We start from the raw sequence: 17,198 nt of genomic DNA on the forward strand, positions 1-17,198 counted from the left end.
GTGCTGTTTTCAGCCTGCGCTGGGCCTGCAGGCCAGCACGCCATATAGCGTCAGGCCAATGAGCAGGAGCAGGCTGAGGCTCATCACTCGCCCGCCACCTGGCGCAGGGTTTGCGCTGGGGTGTCGTCGAGGTTGTTGAGCATGCGCTCGCTGTACCAGTCGAGGAAGTTGATCACGCCGAACTCGTAGGTTTTGGAGTACGGGCCAGGCTGGTAGGCGGTGGAGTTGATGCCGCGCTGGTTTTCCTCGCCCAGGCGACGATCCTGGTCGTTGGTGGCATCCCAGACTTCGCGTAGGCGAGCGACGTCGTAGTCGACGCCTTCGACCGCGTCTTTGTGTACCAGCCATTTGGTGATGACGACCGACTCCTGGGCGCTGATCGGCCATACGGTGAAGTTGATCAGGTGGTCACCCATGCAGTGGTTCCACGAGTGCGGCAGGTGCAGGATACGCATGGAGCCCAGGTCCGGGTCGGTGATGCGGCCCATCAGCTTCTTGCTGCCTTGCTTGCCGTCCATGGTCATGGACACGGTGCCCTTGAGCAGCGGCATACGCACGATGCGGTTACGCAGGCCGAAGCTGGCGTGTGCGTAGGGGATGTTGTCCTTGTCCCAGCGGGTGGTGCACTCGGCGACCTGATCCTTGAATGCCTGGCTGGCGCGCGGGTCGGTGACGTCATCCCATTCCAGCAGGGTGTTGAGCAACTCCGGGTGCGAGCCGTTGCAGTGGTAGCACTCGCGGTTGTTCTCGATCACCAGTTTCCAGTTGGCCTGCTCGCGCATGACGCTCTGCACCGCGACCTTGGTGTTCTCCATGTCGTACGGTTCCATGTAGTGAGCCAGGGTGCTCAGGAACTCGTCGATGGCTGGTGGGTTTTCCGCCAGACTGATGAAGATGAAGCCGCCAGCGGTCTTGCAGTTGACCGGCTTGAGGTTGTAATCGGAGAGCTTGAAGCCTTCGCCCATTTCGGTGCCGGCGAACAGCAGGCGACCATCCAGTTCATAAGTCCACTGGTGGTACGGGCAAACCAGCTTGGCGACCTTGCCCTTGTCGGAGACGCACAGGCGCGAACCGCGATGGCGGCAGACGTTGTGGAAGGCATGGATCTGACCTTCGGCGCCACGGATGACAATGATCGGGTTGTCGCCGATTTGTACGGTGAGGAAGTTGCCCTTGGTCGGGATCTCGCTGGTCATACCGGCGATCAGCCACTCCTTATGGAAGATCTCCTGCATGTCGACTTGGAACAGGCGCTCGTCGTTGTAGAACGGCTGCGGCAGCGAGAAGCTGTGGTCACGCTCGTGCAGCATTTGCGCGGTGGCCTTGCGGACGGGCTCCAGCGGGTCGCCCAGGCTCAGGTTTTGGGTGCAGTCCATGGATGGTTCCTCATTAGCCTGCGCGTCGCGAAGGCCGGTAAAAGTGGCTGATACGGTAAGTGCCGCAAGGTGTTTGTCGAACGCTGCAGCCTGCGATGGGCATGCATGCTTGATGAGGCGGAGTGTGGAGCCGGGCAAAGGCGAAACCTTATCTATGGGCGACATGGCCGGATTCGTTTCCGACGCGCTAGGCCACGTGTTATAGGGCAGGTCGCGATAAGTATGTGGATGTCGCTAGTAGATAAATGATCGGCGGCGGCCTTTCGCACAATCCGCCGCATATTGGCCGATATCCGGCCGCGTGGAGAGCTGTTCATGACTACCACCAATGCCTTCCTTAACCCGGTTACCACTCAGACCTGGACCAATGGCCGTCACCTGGTGCGTTGCGTCAAGGTGATTCAGGAAACCTGGGATGTTCGCACCTTCTGCTTTATGGCTGATCAACCGGTGCTGTTTTTCTTCAAGCCGGGGCAGTTTGTCACCCTGGAACTGGAGATCGACGGCCAGCCGATCATGCGTTCCTACACCATCTCCAGTTCGCCCTCGGTGCCTTACAGCTTCTCCATCACCATCAAGCGCGTGCCGGGCGGCAAGGTATCGAACTGGCTGCACGACAACCTCAAGGAAGGCGACGAGGTGCCGGTGCACGGCCCGGTCGGGCTGTTCAACGCCATCGATTTCCCGTCCGACAAGGTGCTTTATCTGTCCGGCGGTGTCGGCATCACTCCGGTGATGTCGATGGCGCGCTGGTTTTATGACACCAACGCCAACGTCGACATGGTCTTCGTGCACAGCGCGCGTTCGCCCAAGGACATCATCTACCAGCGTGAGCTGGAACATATGGCCGCGCGCATCAGCAACTTCAGCGTGCACGTGATCTGCGAGAAACACGGTCTGGGCGAGGCCTGGGCTGGCTATCGCGGTTACCTGAACAAGCCCATGCTGGAACTGATGGCACCGGACTTCCTTGAGCGTGAAATCTTCTGCTGCGGCCCGACGCCTTACATGAGTGCGGTCAAGCGTCTGCTTGAGGCCTCTGGCTACGACATGAGCCGCTACCACGAGGAGGCCTTCGGCCCAACGCCGCCGGAGATTCGGGCCGAGGTCAAGGAGCTGGCCGCCGAAGCCGCCGATGCTCCCGAAGTGCCGGTGGGCGAGCTCAATCAGGTGGAGTTCATCAGCACCGGCAAGAGCATTCGTGTCGCGCCAGGGGAAACCGTTCACGCCGCCGCCGCCAAGCTCGGCCTGCACATTCCCAAAGCTTGCGGCATGGGCATCTGCGGCACCTGCAAGGTGATGAAGACCGCCGGCGAGGTGGAGATGGAGCACAACGGCGGTATTACCGACGAGGACGTCGCTGAGGGCTACATTCTGTCGTGCTGCAGCGTGCCGAAAGGAGATGTGGCGATCGACTATTGAGCTCTCCAAGTGATGGTTTTCTTGTGGTTGTGGTGAATAGCGAAACTGTCGGAACTGGCGAGTCCTGCAGCGGAACAAGGCCGATAACAATGCTGATTCCCGTGATCGCTTGAACCCCGCTGCGTGAACTACAGAATGGCCAGGGCGAAAAGCCCACAACAGGCCGGATATACGAATGCAACCGCGCTGACGACAGCTTAGAAAAGCTATTGCTCACTACTTGTGGGGAGAGTCCATATACGATTGTTAGGGGCGTTACCAGACTTCTACACCATTAGTATCTGAAATTATGATTTCTTTTTTAGTCTTCAATTGAGCTTGGCAATGCTCAAATGCTAACTCTAATCGATGGTAGTTCTTTTTGCTTGGATTGAATTCACCGACAATTATTTTCTCTGCCGGGCTTAATAGCATCGCTTGGATTATATGATCATCCTTGGAGTCCAGGAATGAACAGCCAAATGTAAAAATGCTGCCTTTGCATTCTTTTATACGATTATAAGAAAAATGCAGATAATAATTGTTTTTTATGGCTTCCAGTTTCTGTGCGCCTGTACCCTCAGAAATGCACATTGGAAAAATTCCATTCCTGATGTTGTTCTCTAGACGAGCCAGAATTGGATTGTCTTTTGAGCTTCTTGATTTTGTCGCCCCTACGCCATCTCGATACAAAAATAATGCGCCGTGAGGAAAAAAGAAATTGGCGTCTTCATCGGGGACAAAAACTAATTCTTCGTCAAGCTTGTCGAATGAATCACCGCCCAAATAGATATTTTCAAAGCACCTTACCCAGTACAGCAGTAGGTCATAGTTTAAAGAAAATACATTTTGAAAATTGGATAGGAAACCTCGACACTTTTCTATGCGTTTTTTCCGCTTTTCAGCCTCAGGGGGATTGCAATTTGTTGTTAAGGCTGAGGGGTGCGAATTTGAAACAGCTATTACCAATTGCTCTCTCAAGAGTTGGATTTGCTTCTCTAGTTCCTGAGCAAGCGTACTTTCTGGTTCGTACAACTTGATGACTTCGATGGCGTTATTGATTTTCTGATGCGCTAACTCAAAATCGTAATAACACTCCGATAACAAGCTATGAATTCTACTACCTTCTTCGATATCGCATAAGTCTAACAATGTGCTCCAGTTGAAATTGTCTTCACCTGCCGCAATGTCATATGAAATACCAAAACCATTTCCGAGGATAATGGATTTTTCACCATCGCACTCTTTGAGTTCCTTATTGAAATCTGTCATTGAGTAAACTTTTTTGCCCCTAACGCCTCAATAACCGGCGCGCTTTAGCGCGTCCGGCGCCGTAGGCGCGAAGTTGATTGACTTGTTAAGTTGCATTAGCCACCAAAGCCTCGAATTCACGTTTGTATTTTTTTAGCCTCTCAGGGTGGCACTCAGGGCAAACAAATGGCTTTCGCTTGCCAATGACCATTGCCTGCCCCGCACCACACTTGCTGCACTCTAAGCTACCTAAGATGTACGGAACAAAATGTGTGCAATGAATATCAGGACGCTTTGACTTTAGAGATGCATACTCAGCAGTTGGAAACTGATTAGATATCTGCAGTTCTTTAAGGCTCCTTAGTTTTTTAACAAAACTAAGGCTTTCGTCAGAGACCTTTAAATTCGTAATGTGCAATAGCTCTAAATCTTGTAACTCTGCCAGTGGCTCAAGTGTGTCTATGTTCAGTGCGGCATCTACACTGCCTGTAAGGCAAAGCATCTTTAAGTTTTTAAGTAGCGAAATCTCATCTATTTTTGCTATTTTAGGAAAGTGCTCAAGGCCTAGGATTTTTAGTTTTTTCAAGTAAGCTAGTTCAGTTAGTTTGGAGGTTTTTGTGTTGCCCCAAATCATTAATGTTTCTAGGTTGGGAAAGCACTTTAGCAACGAAAGTGTCTCAGTTCTTAAGTCATGAACCACCAATGTTTCGACTGACTCTAGCGTTGGTAGGATCTGCGCTTGCTTTTCATTGACTCCTGAAATCCAAAGAAATCTTAGATTAGTGAACTTATCAAGTTCTGCGAGGCTTTTGCACTTGCCGAAACAGGCTATATATTCTGAATGCTGAGGCAACTCAGAAAGATCGTCGGATACTGAGTTTGTTGCTCTTGTAAGTTCGAATGGAAACTGCATTACTCTCCTTGCAACTTAACGTTTGGTTAAGGGGCGGGCTTTAGCCCGTCCCAGTGAGCGAAGCGAACGATTTGAACCACTTGTTAGAGGATTGCTAGTTCGCGAAGCTTTGCACCTAGCGCCTGCATCTCTTCACGCGTGTAACCAACCAGTGTTGGCATTTCCCAGTCGTAAAATGTTTCGTCAGAAGTTGCTTGAAAGACTAAGTTACTCAGCGCTGCCAACTCTTGAGTTGTGAATATACCCGCGTATGCAGTTTTGACCGCTTCAGCCATTGGTTCGGTAATGTCATTGATGATAGCTGTGGCAATGACAAGATCACCGTTCTCCTCGGACTTAGTCAGCACCTCTGCCAGCGCTTTTTTGATTTTGCTCGTGCAGTCGGGCATAGCCACCTCTAACAGTGATTAGATGGAAGGCGGTACTAAAGCGATACTAGAACCTTCCATCTAACTCCGCATCATCGCCATTCCCATCACAAAAAAATCTATTTAAATCAATGCCTTATCGTGCCGACACTGACCGGCCAACCTATTCGCTTGACTTCCTCTTTTTGCTCTACCATTGCGACTGTGCAAAAACACAGCCGTGGAGTCGGCCATGGCAATCGAACGGACAGGTTGTTTTTTGTACAATTTTCAAGCCAGGGCTTGGTGGCCGGTGTCAAAGGGTGTGGAATGAGTGGTCAAAAGGGCTTCTCCCATGCACTGAATGGAGCGCTAATTGTATGATATTTATAGGGAAATTTCTTAAGCTAATGACATTGGCTTTAGGGGGGTTAGGGCGTAGGTAAGAGCTTGCAGCGCCACTCATGCGTGTTCTCTATTCGAACAGCATCTCTGACTGACCAGTTGTCAGCCTCACCGATTAGACAGAAGCGTTTGTAGAACCACGCCCTTCGATTCTTCTGGTCACCTGCTTGTAGAAGTACTTCGTAAATATCTGGCTTGAGCTTTTGAGGAGGTACCTGATTTTCATAAGAAGCAATAGGTTGCCCGTATTCAATACAGGTGTCCGATTGTAGTTGCAAGTTAGAACTCAGGGTTCCGGGAGGTGTACTAGCTTCCCAGACTTGAGTAGACGGACGATTGACTTGAATCGCATACAGCTCGACCTGATTTTGATCGATGTGAGCCTTGCGGGAAAAGAAGCCAGATACTTCATAGGTTTCGCCTGCTCCTATACATAACGTGCCATTGCGTATCCATACGCGCGCCTCACCATCATGGTGTCGAGACATGGCTTGCCCGTCACACAGAAAGCCCAAGACCAATATTGGCAGTAAAACCCTACGGTAGCAGTTTGCGGTCATTTGGATTACTCAGGAAATCGCCAAGTGCGCTCTTGTAAATATCGATGCTGGTAACTCGGCGACTGCTGGCGCTTCTCGTCGAGTTGCCGGTCGACCAGCAATAATAATCGGCGATAATGTCGCCCTGCTGTTCCATATTGAAGTCTTGCAGTTTATCACCTGGTTTCAGTTCGTATTGATAGGGGTCACCTAGAAGTCCCCATAGTGTGCCAGGGTGCAGTAATAGTCCATGTAACTTTACCCAATACCCCAGTTGGTACTGCCAGACATGTACCATCTCGTGCATGAACCAGTGTTGGTCATTAGGTAGGAGGGAGAAGTCGTCCTTGTAGTAGTCCGGGTTGAAATACATCTCTCCATTCGGCGTCATCGCAGTATTGTCTGGCTGTAACCCGAAAGGTAGATATTCCTCGCTGTGAATCTTGATCCTGGCGTAGTCAACCGAGTCTTTGAATAGGCTTTGTGCCATAGCCAGCTCGCCGTTGGTGAGCGTCCGGGAATTGTCGTTTTTACGCACTGAGATGGGCGCTGCTTTCGTGCCTGTATTCGCTGCAGTTTGCACGCCATTTAGAGGGATCGACATTCCACTCGATTGTTTCGTGGCATGCCGACCGCAGCAGGTAGTGGTAAGTTCTGGTGGCAGCAGATGCACACTGGCTATGGCCATTTGCGTGCGTGTTCGGATTGTTTGGGTCGTGCCAGATGTATCGGTAATCCCTTTTTGAATCGAACCATCTTCCAGAGCCACTCTGTAAGGTAGGCACGAATAGGGTTGGCCGTTAGATGCAGAGAGTTGCAACTGACAGCTATAGGCACCAGGCAAGGATAAAGGAGGCGTGAAGGGAGCAGGGGCGTGCTGATTACCAACCAGTACATTTCCTGATCCCGTAATAATCGTGCCGCCGTGGCTGGTCGAACTGCCTAGAAAAGCGATGGGTAATCCATTGACCAGAATGGTGCTCATACCTTCGGCAACTGTGTCGCCGCAAGCACTGCTATCGCTTACGCGCAGAGTTGGCAGACCGTTGATTAGAACGTCAGGGGAGCCGGTAACGGTAGGATTGACGGCGTGCCCCGGGACTGGGCAGGCATCTTGATCGCTTTGGCGAGCTGCGGGCTTGGACATGTATTGGCTTCCTTGCAATGAGATCAGGCATGTCTGGTTGGTGCCAGTTGTCTGTTTACTTGGTGTATCGAACGTGGTGAATTCTGTCCGGAATAGCCGTCTACATTCCATGACGTGTTTCACCTAGTCGTGGTTTAGGATGTCTGGGCGATATTTCGGCTTCAAGCTTCTTGCCCTGTATCTGGGCTGCGTTTGGGAGAGTTATCTGGGGCGGGCGTACGGTACCCCTGCCATGGTTGCTCATCATAATGGACTCCGGAGTTGGGCGCGCGTGGTGCCGATTCCGGTGGGCTGGGTGTGTGACCACGCGCGGTTTCGAGGCATGGATGTCCTGGCGATTGATGACAGCAAGGCGGATCGCTTGTGGTGTCAGCTTGTCGTTCTTGGTCTTGACCAGCAGCTTGGGGCTGTTGGAGATGATTTCTGGCGCGCTGATCTTGGCTGTTTCAGAGCAGATCACGCTGTGATAGTTCTGGCGCAGCGATGCTTGGGCTAGGGAATTGGCGCCGCCGCCAAGCTCGGCCTGCACATTCCCAAAGCCTGCGGCATGGGCATCTGCGGCACCTGCAAGGTGATGAAGACCGCCGGCGAGGTGGAGATGGAGCACAACGGCGGTATTACCGACGAGGACGTCGCTGAGGGCTACATTCTGTCGTGCTGCAGCGTGCCGAAAGGCGACGTGGCGATCGATTATTGATCGACCTCCCCGGATTGCATCCGGGCTACTTAGTCAGAAGCCCCTCTCTCGGGGCTTCTGTCGTTTTTAGGCGCACATCACTTCGCGGATATCGGCGGCGAGCTGGCGTACGCGGGCTTCGTCGGTATCCCATGAGCACATGAAGCGTGCGCCGCCAGCACCGATGAAGGTGTAGAAGCGCCAGCCGCGGGCGGTGAGGGCGGCGATGGCTGGCTCCGAGAGTTGCAGGAACACGCCATTGGCCTCGACCGGGAACATCAGGCTGACGCCGGGTACATCTTCGACCAGGTTGGCCAGTAGTTGCGCGCAGCGGTTGGCGTGTTTGGCGTATTTGAGCCAGGCGTCATCCTGCAGAATGCCGACCCAGGGCGCAGACAGATAGCGCATCTTCGAGGCCAACTGACCGGCCTGTTTGCAGCGGTAGTCGAAATCTTCGGCCAGTGCCTTGTTGAAAAAGACGATGGCTTCGCCCACGGCCATGCCATTCTTGGTGCCGCCGAAGCACAGTACGTCGACGCCGGCTTTCCAGGTCAGATCGGCGGGGCTGCAGCCGAGGAAGGCGCAGGCGTTGGAGAAGCGTGCACCGTCCATATGCAGATGCAGGCCGAGCTCCTTGCAGGTTGCGCTGATGGCGCGCACTTCTTGCGGGCGGTAAACCGTGCCGACTTCGGTGGCCTGGGTGAGGGTGACTACGCGTGGTTTCGGGTAGTGGATGTCCTGGCGTTTGCGCGCGACTTCGCTGATCGCTTGTGGGGTCAGCTTGCCGTTCTCGGTCTTGGCTGGCAGCAGTTTTGAGCCGTTGGAGAAGAACTCCGGCGCGCCGCATTCGTCGGTTTCGACGTGGGCTGTTTCCGAGCAGATCACGCTGTGGTAGCTCTGGCACAGCGAGGCCAGGGCCAGGGAGTTGGCGGCGGTGCCGTTGAAGGCGAAGAACACTTCGCAGTCGGTTTCGAACAGGCGGCGGAAGTGGTCGGCGGCGCGCGCAGTCCACTCATCATCGCCATAGGCACGTTGATGGCCTTGGTTGGCCTCGGCCATGGCCGCCCAGGCTTCGGGGCAGATGCCGGAGTAGTTGTCGCTGGCAAATTGCTGGGCATTTTCGGGCATGGATATGTTCCTTCTCGGTTGCCGTCGATAAAGGCGTCGGCAAAATCATGACTGTACTCCGGGCCAGCCTTGTTTGGCCTGCGTGGCGGCGACGAGTTATTGCGTCGATGCGTACTGCCAGGGCAAAACCTGACCGACCGTTCGGCTTAGCGAGGGAACTCGACGCCTTTGGGCGGGCTCCCACCTTGGGAGGGCGGCATTCGGTTCGCCATCTGTCATTAGATGAAGGAGTTTCCCATGACCTATCGTCACCTGCTCGCCGCTGCCTTGCCGCTGGCTTTGGCATTGCCTGTTTCTGCTGCCGAGTGGTCGGACAAGGCCAAGACTGACTTCGTTCAGCAGTGCATCGCAGGCGCCCCGGCAGGCTATGAAGAGCCGCAACTGCGTGCCTATTGCGAGTGTGCGGTTACGCGCGTCAGCCAGGAGTTCAGTGCTGACGAGCTGCAGGCCATGAGTCGTCAGTCGCCGCCTGATCAGGCGTTGCAGCAGCGTCTGGTGAAGGCGTCCAGCTCCTGCAGTGGTGAGCTCAAGCCGTGATGGCCTGAGTGAATCGCAGGCGTTCGTGCCGGAGTCTCGCTGGCTCTGGCCTTGCGCCATGTATCCACAGGCCGTGCACAGGAAAGTCCACGATATTTGTGCACAAGCAATCGCTATCTGATTGATCCTGTTCGTTTTTTAGTCGTTTATCGGGAGCGCCCGTATACCCTGGCCTGGCGCGCGCGCCGAACAGCCTATGCACAGTTTCATCCACATCTTCTGTGTATATCCCCATGCTCGTGACCTCCGCCGCGTCTGTCGCAGGTGGATAAGTCGCCCATTGCCTCTCGCTGTATGCGGGGTGCGCAATCCGCTATGAGCCTCAGGCGGCAATGGCTGCAGGCAGGTGACTACAGGTTTTCCACAGCCTGTTCCACTGTTTCTGTGCATTCTCTAAGTTGCTAACTGACTGATATTGCTCAAGAAGTGAGCGTGGCTCGGTAGCGCCCGGCTGTCGCGGCCTAGGGGCGTCTGTCCAGGCTTTATCCACAGTTTGATCCACCTGTTTTGTGTATGGTTTGGCGGGGCGATTGCGAGGCGCCTGTTTGCGACACCGGCATGTCGCAAACGAATGCTCTTGCGGCGTTGGCAGGCATTTGATGGGGCAGGTGCGGCCCTACCATCGCTGCACAGGGCGCTTCTGCCCACCCGTCCAAGATCGCCGCCAGCAGGCGTCGCAGGAGAGTCGAGATGTTCAGCAAGCAGGATCAGATTCAGGGTTACGACGACGCGTTGCTCGCGGCGATCAATCAAGAAGAACGCCGTCAGGAAGAGCACATCGAGCTGATCGCCTCGGAGAACTATTGCAGCCAGCGCGTCATGCAAGCGCAGGGCAGCGGTCTGACCAACAAGTACGCCGAAGGCTATCCGGGCAAGCGCTATTACGGCGGTTGCGAGTACGTCGACAAGGTCGAGCAGCTTGCCATTGATCGAGCCAAAGAGCTGTTCGGCGCTGACTTCGCCAACGTCCAGCCGCACTCCGGTTCTTCGGCCAACGCAGCGGTTTACCTGGCGCTGCTCAACGCCGGTGACACCATTCTTGGCATGAGCCTGGCTCACGGTGGCCACCTGACTCACGGTGCCAAGGTCTCGTCCTCGGGCAAGCTGTACAACGCCGTGCAATACGGCCTGGACACCGCTACTGGCCTGATCGATTACGACGAAGTTGAGCGTCTGGCCGTCGAGCACAAGCCTAAGATGATTGTCGCGGGTTTCTCGGCTTACTCGAAAACCCTCGACTTCCCGCGTTTTCGTGCCATCGCTGATAAGGTTGGTGCGCTGCTGTTCGTCGACATGGCCCACGTCGCTGGCCTGGTCGCTGCCGGTCTGTACCCGAACCCGATTCCGTTCGCCGATGTGGTCACCACCACCACGCACAAGACCCTGCGCGGCCCGCGTGGCGGCCTGATCCTGGCCAAGGCCAACGAAGAAATCGAGAAGAAACTCAACTCCGCCGTATTCCCTGGTGCCCAGGGCGGCCCGCTGATGCACGTGATTGCCGCCAAGGCCGTGTGCTTCAAGGAGGCCATGGAGCCGAGCTTCAAGGCTTATCAGCAGCAGGTGATCGATAACGCTCAGGCCATGGCTGCCGTGTTCGTCGAGCGGGGTTACGAGGTCGTTTCCGGCGGCACCGACAACCACCTGTTCCTGCTCAGCCTGATCAAGCAGGGCCTGACCGGTAAGGAGGCTGATGCCGCCCTCGGTCGCGCCGGTATCACCGTGAACAAGAACGCCGTGCCGAACGACCCGCAGTCGCCGTTCGTCACCTCGGGCATCCGTATTGGCACCCCGGCGGTGACCACTCGTGGTTTCAAGGTCGCCCAGTGTCAGAGCCTGGCCGGTTGGATCTGCGACATCCTTGATCACCTCGGCGATGCCGATGTCGAGGCGCAGGTGGCCAAGCTGGTGGCCGGGCTGTGCGCGGATTACCCGGTCTATCGGTAATTCATAGGGTGGAAGGTGCTGTGTCCTTCCACCGCTTATTGGTGGATCGATGAGGCGCGATCCACACCACGTGACCCTCTCCCCGCCCCTCTCCCGCAAGCGGGAGAGGGGAGTAAAAACTGGAGCATGCCCATGCAACGTTATTCCGGCTTCGGCCTGTTCAAGCACTCGTTTAGCCACCATGAGAACTGGCAGCGCATGTGGCGCAACCCGACGCCCAAGCCGGTATACGACGTGGTCATCGTCGGCGGTGGCGGCCATGGCCTGGCTACGGCCTATTATCTGGCCAAGGAATTTGGCGTGAAGAACGTCGCCGTGGTGGAAAAGGGCTGGCTCGGCGGTGGTAACACCGCGCGCAACACCACCATCGTGCGTTCCAACTATCTGTGGGACGAGTCTGCGCAGCTCTACGAGCACGCGATGAAGTTGTGGGAAGGGTTGTCGCAGGACATCAACTACAACGTCATGTTCTCCCAGCGTGGCGTCTACAACCTCTGCCACACCCTGCAGGACATGCGTGACGCCGAGCGCCGCGTCAGCGCTAACCGCCTCAACGGCGTGGATGGCGAGTTGCTCGATGCCAAGCAGGTCGAGGCGGAGATTCCCTACCTCGACTGCAGCAAGAACACCCGCTACCCGATCATGGGCTCCACCGTGCAACGTCGCGGTGGCGTTGCCCGTCACGATGCCGTGGCCTGGGGCTACGCGCGTGCCGCCGATGCCCTGGGTGTTGATCTGATCCAGAACACCGAGGTCATCGGCTTTCGCAAGCAGAACGGTGCGGTGATTGGTGTGGAAACCACCAAGGGCTTTATCGGCGCCAAGCGTGTCGGCGTGGTCACTGCCGGTAACTCCGGTTACATGGCTGGGCTGGCTGGCTTCCGCCTGCCGCTGGAGTCGCACCCACTGCAGGCGCTGGTCTCCGAGCCGATCAAGCCGATTATCGACAGCGTGATCATGTCCAACGCCGTACACGGCTACATCAGCCAGTCGGACAAGGGGGACCTGGTCATCGGCGCCGGTATCGATGGCTACAACGGCTATGGTCAGCGCGGCTCCTATCCGACCATTGAGCACACCCTGCAAGCCATCGTCGAAATGTTCCCGGTGCTCTCGCGGGTACGCATGAACCGCCAGTGGGGCGGCATCGTCGACACCTGCCCGGATGCCTGCCCGATCATCTCCAAGACGCCGGTGGACAACCTGTTTTTCAACTGCGGTTGGGGTACTGGCGGCTTCAAGGCCACGCCGGGCTCGGGCCACGTGTTCGCCGCCAGCCTGGCCAAGGGTGAAATGCACCCGCTGGCCAAGCCGTTCTCCATCGACCGTTTCCACACCGGCGCACTGATCGACGAGCACGGCGCTGCTGCCGTGGCTCACTAAAAGCGCGCGTAGCGCAAAGCTGATGGCCCTCTCCCGCTTACGGGAGAGGGTGCCCGAAGGGCGGGAGAGGGCGTTGCGGTTCACGCCGAATGCCCTCTCCCCCGACCCCTCTCCCACAAGTGGGAGAGGGGAGACAAGATAAACCCCGTTGGCATCTGCGAGCGGGGAAGCGTTTCAGGAGGCCACCATGCTGCACATCTTCTGCCCCTACTGTGGCGAACTGCGCTCCGAAGAGGAGTTCCATGCCAAGGGCCAGGCGCATATTGCCCGCCCACTCGACCCCGAAGCCTGCAGCGATGCCGAGTGGGGCGAGTACATGTTCTTCCGCGATAACCCGCGCGGTATCCACCATGAGCTGTGGGTGCACGCGGCCGGTTGCCGCAAGTATTTCAACGTCACCCGCCACACCGTGACCTACGAGATTCTCGAAACCTACAAGGTTGGCGAGCAGCCCTCGGTCACTGCCGCGGGTGCCACCGCAGGAGTAACGGCATGAGCCAGGTCAATCGTCTTGCCAAAGGTGGTCGCATCGACCGCAGCCAGCCGCTGAGCTTCACCTTCAACGGCCAGAGCTATCAAGGCTTCGCCGGTGACAGCCTGGCGGCTGCACTGCTGGCCAACGGCGTCGACATCGTCGGTCGCAGCTTCAAGTATTCGCGTCCGCGCGGCATCGTCGCCGCCGGTGCCGAAGAGCCTAATGCCGTGCTGCAGATCGGCTCCAGCGAAGCGGCGCAGATTCCCAACGTGCGTGCCACCCAGCAGGCGCTGTACAGCGGCCTGGTGGCCAGTAGCACCAACGGTTGGCCGAGCGTCAACACCGACCTGATGGGGATTCTCGGCAAGGTCGGCGGCGGCATGATGCCGCCCGGCTTCTACTACAAGACCTTCATGTATCCGCAGAACCTGTGGATGACCTACGAGAAGTACATCCGCAAGGCCGCAGGTCTGGGCCGTTCGCCGACTGAGGTTGACCCGGACATTTATGACCTGATGAACCAGCACTGCGACGTGCTGATCGTCGGTGCCGGCCCGGCTGGCCTGGCTGCCGCATTGGCCGCCGGGCGCAGCGGTGCGCGGGTAATCCTCGCCGATGAACAGGAAGAGTTCGGCGGCAGCCTGCTCGACACTCGCGAAACCCTCGACGGTAAGCCCGCTGCCGAGTGGGTGGCGCAGGTCATCGCCGAATTGAATGCGCTGCCGGAAGTGACCCTGCTGCCGCGCGCCACGGTCAATGGCTACCACGACCACAATTTCCTCACCATCCATCAGCGGCTGACCGACCATCTCGGCGAAGTCGCGCCGATGGGCCAGGCACGCCAGCGTATGCACCGTGTGCGTGCCAAGCGTGTGGTACTGGCCAGCGGCGCCCATGAGCGGCCGCTGGTGTACGCCAACAACGACGTGCCCGGCAACATGCTGGCCGGCGCGGTGTCGACCTACGTGCGCCGCTACGGTGTGGCGCCAGGCCAGAGCCTGGTGCTGTCGACCAACAACGATTACGCCTATCGCGTGGTGCTCGACTGGCTCGATGCCGGACGCCAGGTGGTGGCCGTTGCCGATGCGCGCAGCAACCCTCGCGGTGCCTGGGTTGAGGACGTGCGTGCGCGTGGCGTGCGTATCCTTACCGGTAGCGCGGTGGTCGAAGCGCGCGGCAGCAAGCGCGTCACCGGTGCGCGGATCTGCGCCATCGACGTCAAGGCACACAAAGTCACCAGCCCCGGCGAAGTGCTGGACTGCGATCTGATCGTCAGCTCCGGCGGTTACAGCCCCGTGGTGCACCTGGCTTCGCACCTGGGCGGTCGCCCGGAGTGGCGTGAAGACATCCTCGGTTTCGTGCCGGGGCCGGGCAACGGCATTCAGCAACGTATCGACGCCGGTGCGGTGAACGGCGTGTTCGCCCTTGGCGACGTGCTCGCCAATGGCTTCGAGGCCGGTGCCAAGGCGGCTGCTGAGGCTGGCTACCAGGCGGTCAGCGGCAGCCTGCCGCAGGTCGAGACGCTACACGAAGAGCCGATGCTGGCGCTGTTCCAGGTGCCGCACGACAAGAGCACCTCGCGTGCGCCCAAGCAGTTCGTTGATCAGCAGAACGACGTCACCGCGGCGGGCATCGAGCTGGCCACCCGCGAGGGTTTCGAGTCGGTCGAGCACGTCAAACGCTATACCGCACTGGGTTTCGGTACCGATCAGGGCAAGCTGGGCAATATCAACGGCCTGGCCATCGCTGCACGCTCCATGGGCATCAGCATCCCGCAGATGGGCACCACCATGTTCCGTCCGAACTACACACCGGTGACCTTCGGCGCCGTAGCCGGGCGTCACTGTGGCGCTCTGTTCGACGCCAAGCGTTACACCGCGATGCAGGCCTGGCACGTGAAAAACGGTGCTGAGTTCGAAGACGTCGGCCAGTGGAAGCGCCCCTGGTACTTCCCGAAAAATGGCGAGGATCTGCATGCCGCCGTGGCTCGTGAATGCCTGGCCGTGCGCAATAGTGTGGGCATTCTCGATGCCTCCACCCTGGGCAAGATCGACATTCAGGGCCCGGACGCGCGCGAGTTCCTCAACCGTGTCTACACCAACGCCTGGACCAAGCTGGACGTGGGCAAGGCGCGATACGGCCTGATGTGTAAAGAGGACGGCATGGTCTTCGACGACGGCGTCACCGCCTGTCTGGCCGACAACCATTTCGTCATGACCACCACCACCGGCGGCGCGGCGCGCGTGATGGAGTGGCTGGAGATCTACCACCAGACCGAATGGCCTGAGTTGAAGGTGTACTTCACCTCGGTCACTGACCACTGGGCCACCATGACCCTGTCTGGCCCCAATAGCCGCAAGTTGCTGGCCAAGGTCACCGACATCGATCTGGACAAGGACGCCTTCCCGTTCATGAGCTGGAAGGAAGGCCTGGTCGGCGGCGTGCCGGCGCGGGTGTTCCGTATCTCCTTCACCGGCGAGCTGAGTTACGAGGTGAACGTGCAGGCCGACTACGCCCTGGGCGTGTGGGAGCAGATCATCGAAGCGGGCAAGGAATTCGACTTGACCCCCTACGGCACCGAGACCATGCACGTGCTGCGCGCCGAGAAGGGCTTCATCATCGTTGGCCAGGACACCGACGCCTCGGTGACCCCGGATGATCTCAACATGGGCTGGTGCGTTGGTCGCACCAAGCCGTTCTCCTGGATCGGCAAGCGCGGTATGAACCGCGCCGACTGCCTGCGTGAAGACCGCAAGCAGTTGGTTGGCCTCAAGCCCATCGACCCGAACCAGGTGCTGCCGGAAGGTGCGCAACTGGTGTTCGACCCGAAACAGTCCATCCCGATGCAGATGGTCGGCCACGTCACCTCCAGCTACATGAGTGCGGCCATGGGCTACAGCTTCGCCATGGCGGTGGTCAAAGGCGGCCTCAAGCGTATGGGTGAGCGTGTGTTCGCGCCGCTGGCCGACGGCAGCGTAATCGAAGCCGAAATCTGTAGCTCCGTGTTCTATGACCCGAAAGGGGATCGCCAGAATGTCTAATGTCAACGTCTACCAACAACGTCCCGCCGATATCGCCGGACAGTCGCCACTGCACCATGCCGGTCTGCACGAGCTGGTCGGTAAGGGCCGCAAGAACGCCGGCATCACTCTGCGCGAGAAGAAGCTGCGCGGGCATCTGGTGATTCGTGGGGAGGCCAAGGACGCCGCTTTCGCCGGTGGCGTGCACAACGCCCTGGGCATGGAGCTACCCTCGGCACTGACTCTGGTGGCTGACGGCGACACTTCGCTGCAATGGCTCGGCCCTGATGAGTGGCTGCTGATCGTGCCCGGCGGCAGTGAGTTCGAGGTCGAGCGCAAACTGCGTGCGGCGCTCGATGGCCAGCACTTCTCGGTGGTCAACGTCAGCGGCGGGCAGACTTTGCTGGAACTATCCGGGCCGAAGGTGCGCGAGATGCTGATGAAATCCAGCAGCTACGATGTGCACCCGAGCAACTTCCCGGTGGGCAAGGCGGTGGGCACCGTGTTCGCCAAGTCGCAACTGGTGATTCGTCACACCGGCGAGGACACCTGGGAACTGGTGATCCGCCGCAGCTTCTCCGACTACTTCTGGTTGTGGCTGCAGGATGCCAGCGCTGAGTACGGCTTCGCCGTCGAGGCCTGATGCACGTAGGGTG

At 57.7% G+C, this 17,198-nt stretch carries 14 protein-coding genes and 2 pseudogenes; 8 read left to right on the forward strand and 8 right to left on the reverse strand.

The window, feature by feature from the left end; all coding sequences use genetic code 11:
* Nucleotides 1-83 precede the first annotated feature (83 nt).
* Complete coding sequence (gene gbcA / locus AERO9A_RS05510) at nt 84-1,376, reverse strand: glycine-betaine demethylase subunit GbcA (RefSeq protein WP_159970927.1); 1,293 nt, start codon at nt 1,374-1,376, stop codon at nt 84-86.
* A gap of 315 nt (nt 1,377-1,691) precedes the next feature.
* Between gbcA and gbcB the strand changes: the two genes are divergently transcribed.
* Nucleotides 1,692-2,798: a glycine-betaine demethylase subunit GbcB gene (gbcB, locus tag AERO9A_RS05515; protein ID WP_159970928.1), complete on the forward strand. Its 1,107-nt coding sequence runs from the start codon at nt 1,692-1,694 to the stop codon at nt 2,796-2,798.
* 255 nt (nt 2,799-3,053) lie between these two features.
* On the opposite strand, the gene AERO9A_RS05520 is transcribed toward gbcB, so the two are convergent.
* The 6 genes and pseudogenes from AERO9A_RS05520 to AERO9A_RS22435 form a co-directional block, all read right to left on the reverse strand.
* Nucleotides 3,054-4,049 carry a DUF4917 family protein gene (locus AERO9A_RS05520; protein WP_159970929.1) on the reverse strand — a complete coding sequence of 332 codons (996 nt, stop codon included), beginning with the start codon at nt 4,047-4,049 and terminating at the stop codon, nt 3,054-3,056.
* A gap of 85 nt (nt 4,050-4,134) precedes the next feature.
* The gene (locus AERO9A_RS05525; RefSeq protein WP_159970930.1) at nt 4,135-4,941 is read right to left on the reverse strand and encodes a hypothetical protein; all 807 of its coding nucleotides are present in this window, start codon (nt 4,939-4,941) and stop codon (nt 4,135-4,137) included.
* Between the two features lie 83 nt (nt 4,942-5,024).
* The gene (locus tag AERO9A_RS05530) at nt 5,025-5,330 is read right to left on the reverse strand and encodes a hypothetical protein (protein ID WP_159970931.1); all 306 of its coding nucleotides are present in this window, start codon (nt 5,328-5,330) and stop codon (nt 5,025-5,027) included.
* 389 nt (nt 5,331-5,719) lie between these two features.
* Nucleotides 5,720-6,181, reverse strand: coding sequence for a hypothetical protein (locus tag AERO9A_RS05535; RefSeq protein ID WP_159970932.1), 462 nt, complete (start codon nt 6,179-6,181; stop codon nt 5,720-5,722).
* A 49-nt stretch (nt 6,182-6,230) separates the two neighbouring features.
* Nucleotides 6,231-7,379 (reverse strand): PAAR domain-containing protein, encoded by a 1,149-nt coding sequence (locus AERO9A_RS05540; protein ID WP_159970933.1) that lies wholly within the window; start codon nt 7,377-7,379, stop codon nt 6,231-6,233.
* A gap of 298 nt (nt 7,380-7,677) precedes the next feature.
* A pseudogene (locus tag AERO9A_RS22435) lies at nt 7,678-7,893 on the reverse strand (threonine aldolase); the annotation flags it as partial.
* Here AERO9A_RS22435 and AERO9A_RS05550 point away from each other — a divergent pair.
* Nucleotides 7,885-8,076, forward strand: a pseudogene (locus AERO9A_RS05550) (2Fe-2S iron-sulfur cluster-binding protein); the annotation flags it as partial. The pseudogenes AERO9A_RS22435 and AERO9A_RS05550 sit on opposite strands and share 9 nt — an antisense overlap.
* Before the next feature lie 66 nt (nt 8,077-8,142).
* Here the strand turns inward: AERO9A_RS05550 and AERO9A_RS05555 are convergent.
* Nucleotides 8,143-9,183, reverse strand: a complete 1,041-nt coding sequence (locus AERO9A_RS05555) for a low specificity L-threonine aldolase (protein ID WP_159970935.1) — start codon at nt 9,181-9,183, stop codon at nt 8,143-8,145.
* 237 nt (nt 9,184-9,420) lie between these two features.
* Between AERO9A_RS05555 and AERO9A_RS05560 the strand changes: the two genes are divergently transcribed.
* The 6 genes from AERO9A_RS05560 (at nt 9,421) to AERO9A_RS05585 (ending at nt 17,185) form a co-directional block, all read left to right on the forward strand.
* Nucleotides 9,421-9,720 carry a hypothetical protein gene (locus AERO9A_RS05560; protein WP_159970936.1) on the forward strand — a complete coding sequence of 100 codons (300 nt, stop codon included), beginning with the start codon at nt 9,421-9,423 and terminating at the stop codon, nt 9,718-9,720.
* 690 nt (nt 9,721-10,410) lie between these two features.
* Nucleotides 10,411-11,664, forward strand: coding sequence for a serine hydroxymethyltransferase (glyA, locus tag AERO9A_RS05565; protein ID WP_159970937.1), 1,254 nt, complete (start codon nt 10,411-10,413; stop codon nt 11,662-11,664).
* A 132-nt stretch (nt 11,665-11,796) separates the two neighbouring features.
* Nucleotides 11,797-13,047, forward strand: a complete 1,251-nt coding sequence (locus AERO9A_RS05570; RefSeq protein WP_159970938.1) for a sarcosine oxidase subunit beta family protein — start codon at nt 11,797-11,799, stop codon at nt 13,045-13,047.
* A gap of 187 nt (nt 13,048-13,234) precedes the next feature.
* A complete protein-coding gene (locus tag AERO9A_RS05575; protein ID WP_159970939.1) occupies nt 13,235-13,543 on the forward strand; it encodes a sarcosine oxidase subunit delta in 309 nt (102 codons plus the stop codon).
* Complete coding sequence (locus AERO9A_RS05580; RefSeq protein WP_159970940.1) at nt 13,540-16,563, forward strand: sarcosine oxidase subunit alpha; 3,024 nt, start codon at nt 13,540-13,542, stop codon at nt 16,561-16,563. Before AERO9A_RS05575 ends, AERO9A_RS05580 begins: the two co-directional genes overlap by 4 nt.
* A complete protein-coding gene (locus AERO9A_RS05585) occupies nt 16,556-17,185 on the forward strand; it encodes a sarcosine oxidase subunit gamma (protein ID WP_159970941.1) in 630 nt (209 codons plus the stop codon). Before AERO9A_RS05580 ends, AERO9A_RS05585 begins: the two co-directional genes overlap by 8 nt.
* Nucleotides 17,186-17,198 lie beyond the last annotated feature (13 nt).

The organism is Pseudomonas sp. 8Z, from assembly GCF_902506535.1.
Taxonomy (GTDB): domain Bacteria; phylum Pseudomonadota; class Gammaproteobacteria; order Pseudomonadales; family Pseudomonadaceae; genus Aquipseudomonas.

Bases quoted from the DNA above. Each gene is read 5' to 3' on its own strand.
- gbcA (WP_159970927.1), bottom strand. From the start codon at position 1,376: ATGGACTGCACCCAAAACCTGAGCCTGGGCGACCCGCTGGAGCCCGTC.
- gbcB (WP_159970928.1), top strand. From the start codon at position 1,692: ATGACTACCACCAATGCCTTCCTTAACCCGGTTACCACTCAGACCTGG.
- AERO9A_RS05520 (WP_159970929.1), bottom strand. From the start codon at position 4,049: ATGACAGATTTCAATAAGGAACTCAAAGAGTGCGATGGTGAAAAATCC.
- AERO9A_RS05525 (WP_159970930.1), bottom strand. From the start codon at position 4,941: ATGCAGTTTCCATTCGAACTTACAAGAGCAACAAACTCAGTATCCGAC.
- AERO9A_RS05530 (WP_159970931.1), bottom strand. From the start codon at position 5,330: ATGCCCGACTGCACGAGCAAAATCAAAAAAGCGCTGGCAGAGGTGCTG.
- AERO9A_RS05535 (WP_159970932.1), bottom strand. From the start codon at position 6,181: ATGTCTCGACACCATGATGGTGAGGCGCGCGTATGGATACGCAATGGC.
- AERO9A_RS05540 (WP_159970933.1), bottom strand. From the start codon at position 7,379: ATGTCCAAGCCCGCAGCTCGCCAAAGCGATCAAGATGCCTGCCCAGTC.
- AERO9A_RS05555 (WP_159970935.1), bottom strand. From the start codon at position 9,183: ATGCCCGAAAATGCCCAGCAATTTGCCAGCGACAACTACTCCGGCATC.
- AERO9A_RS05560 (WP_159970936.1), top strand. From the start codon at position 9,421: ATGACCTATCGTCACCTGCTCGCCGCTGCCTTGCCGCTGGCTTTGGCA.
- glyA (WP_159970937.1), top strand. From the start codon at position 10,411: ATGTTCAGCAAGCAGGATCAGATTCAGGGTTACGACGACGCGTTGCTC.
- AERO9A_RS05570 (WP_159970938.1), top strand. From the start codon at position 11,797: ATGCAACGTTATTCCGGCTTCGGCCTGTTCAAGCACTCGTTTAGCCAC.
- AERO9A_RS05575 (WP_159970939.1), top strand. From the start codon at position 13,235: ATGCTGCACATCTTCTGCCCCTACTGTGGCGAACTGCGCTCCGAAGAG.
- AERO9A_RS05580 (WP_159970940.1), top strand. From the start codon at position 13,540: ATGAGCCAGGTCAATCGTCTTGCCAAAGGTGGTCGCATCGACCGCAGC.
- AERO9A_RS05585 (WP_159970941.1), top strand. From the start codon at position 16,556: ATGTCTAATGTCAACGTCTACCAACAACGTCCCGCCGATATCGCCGGA.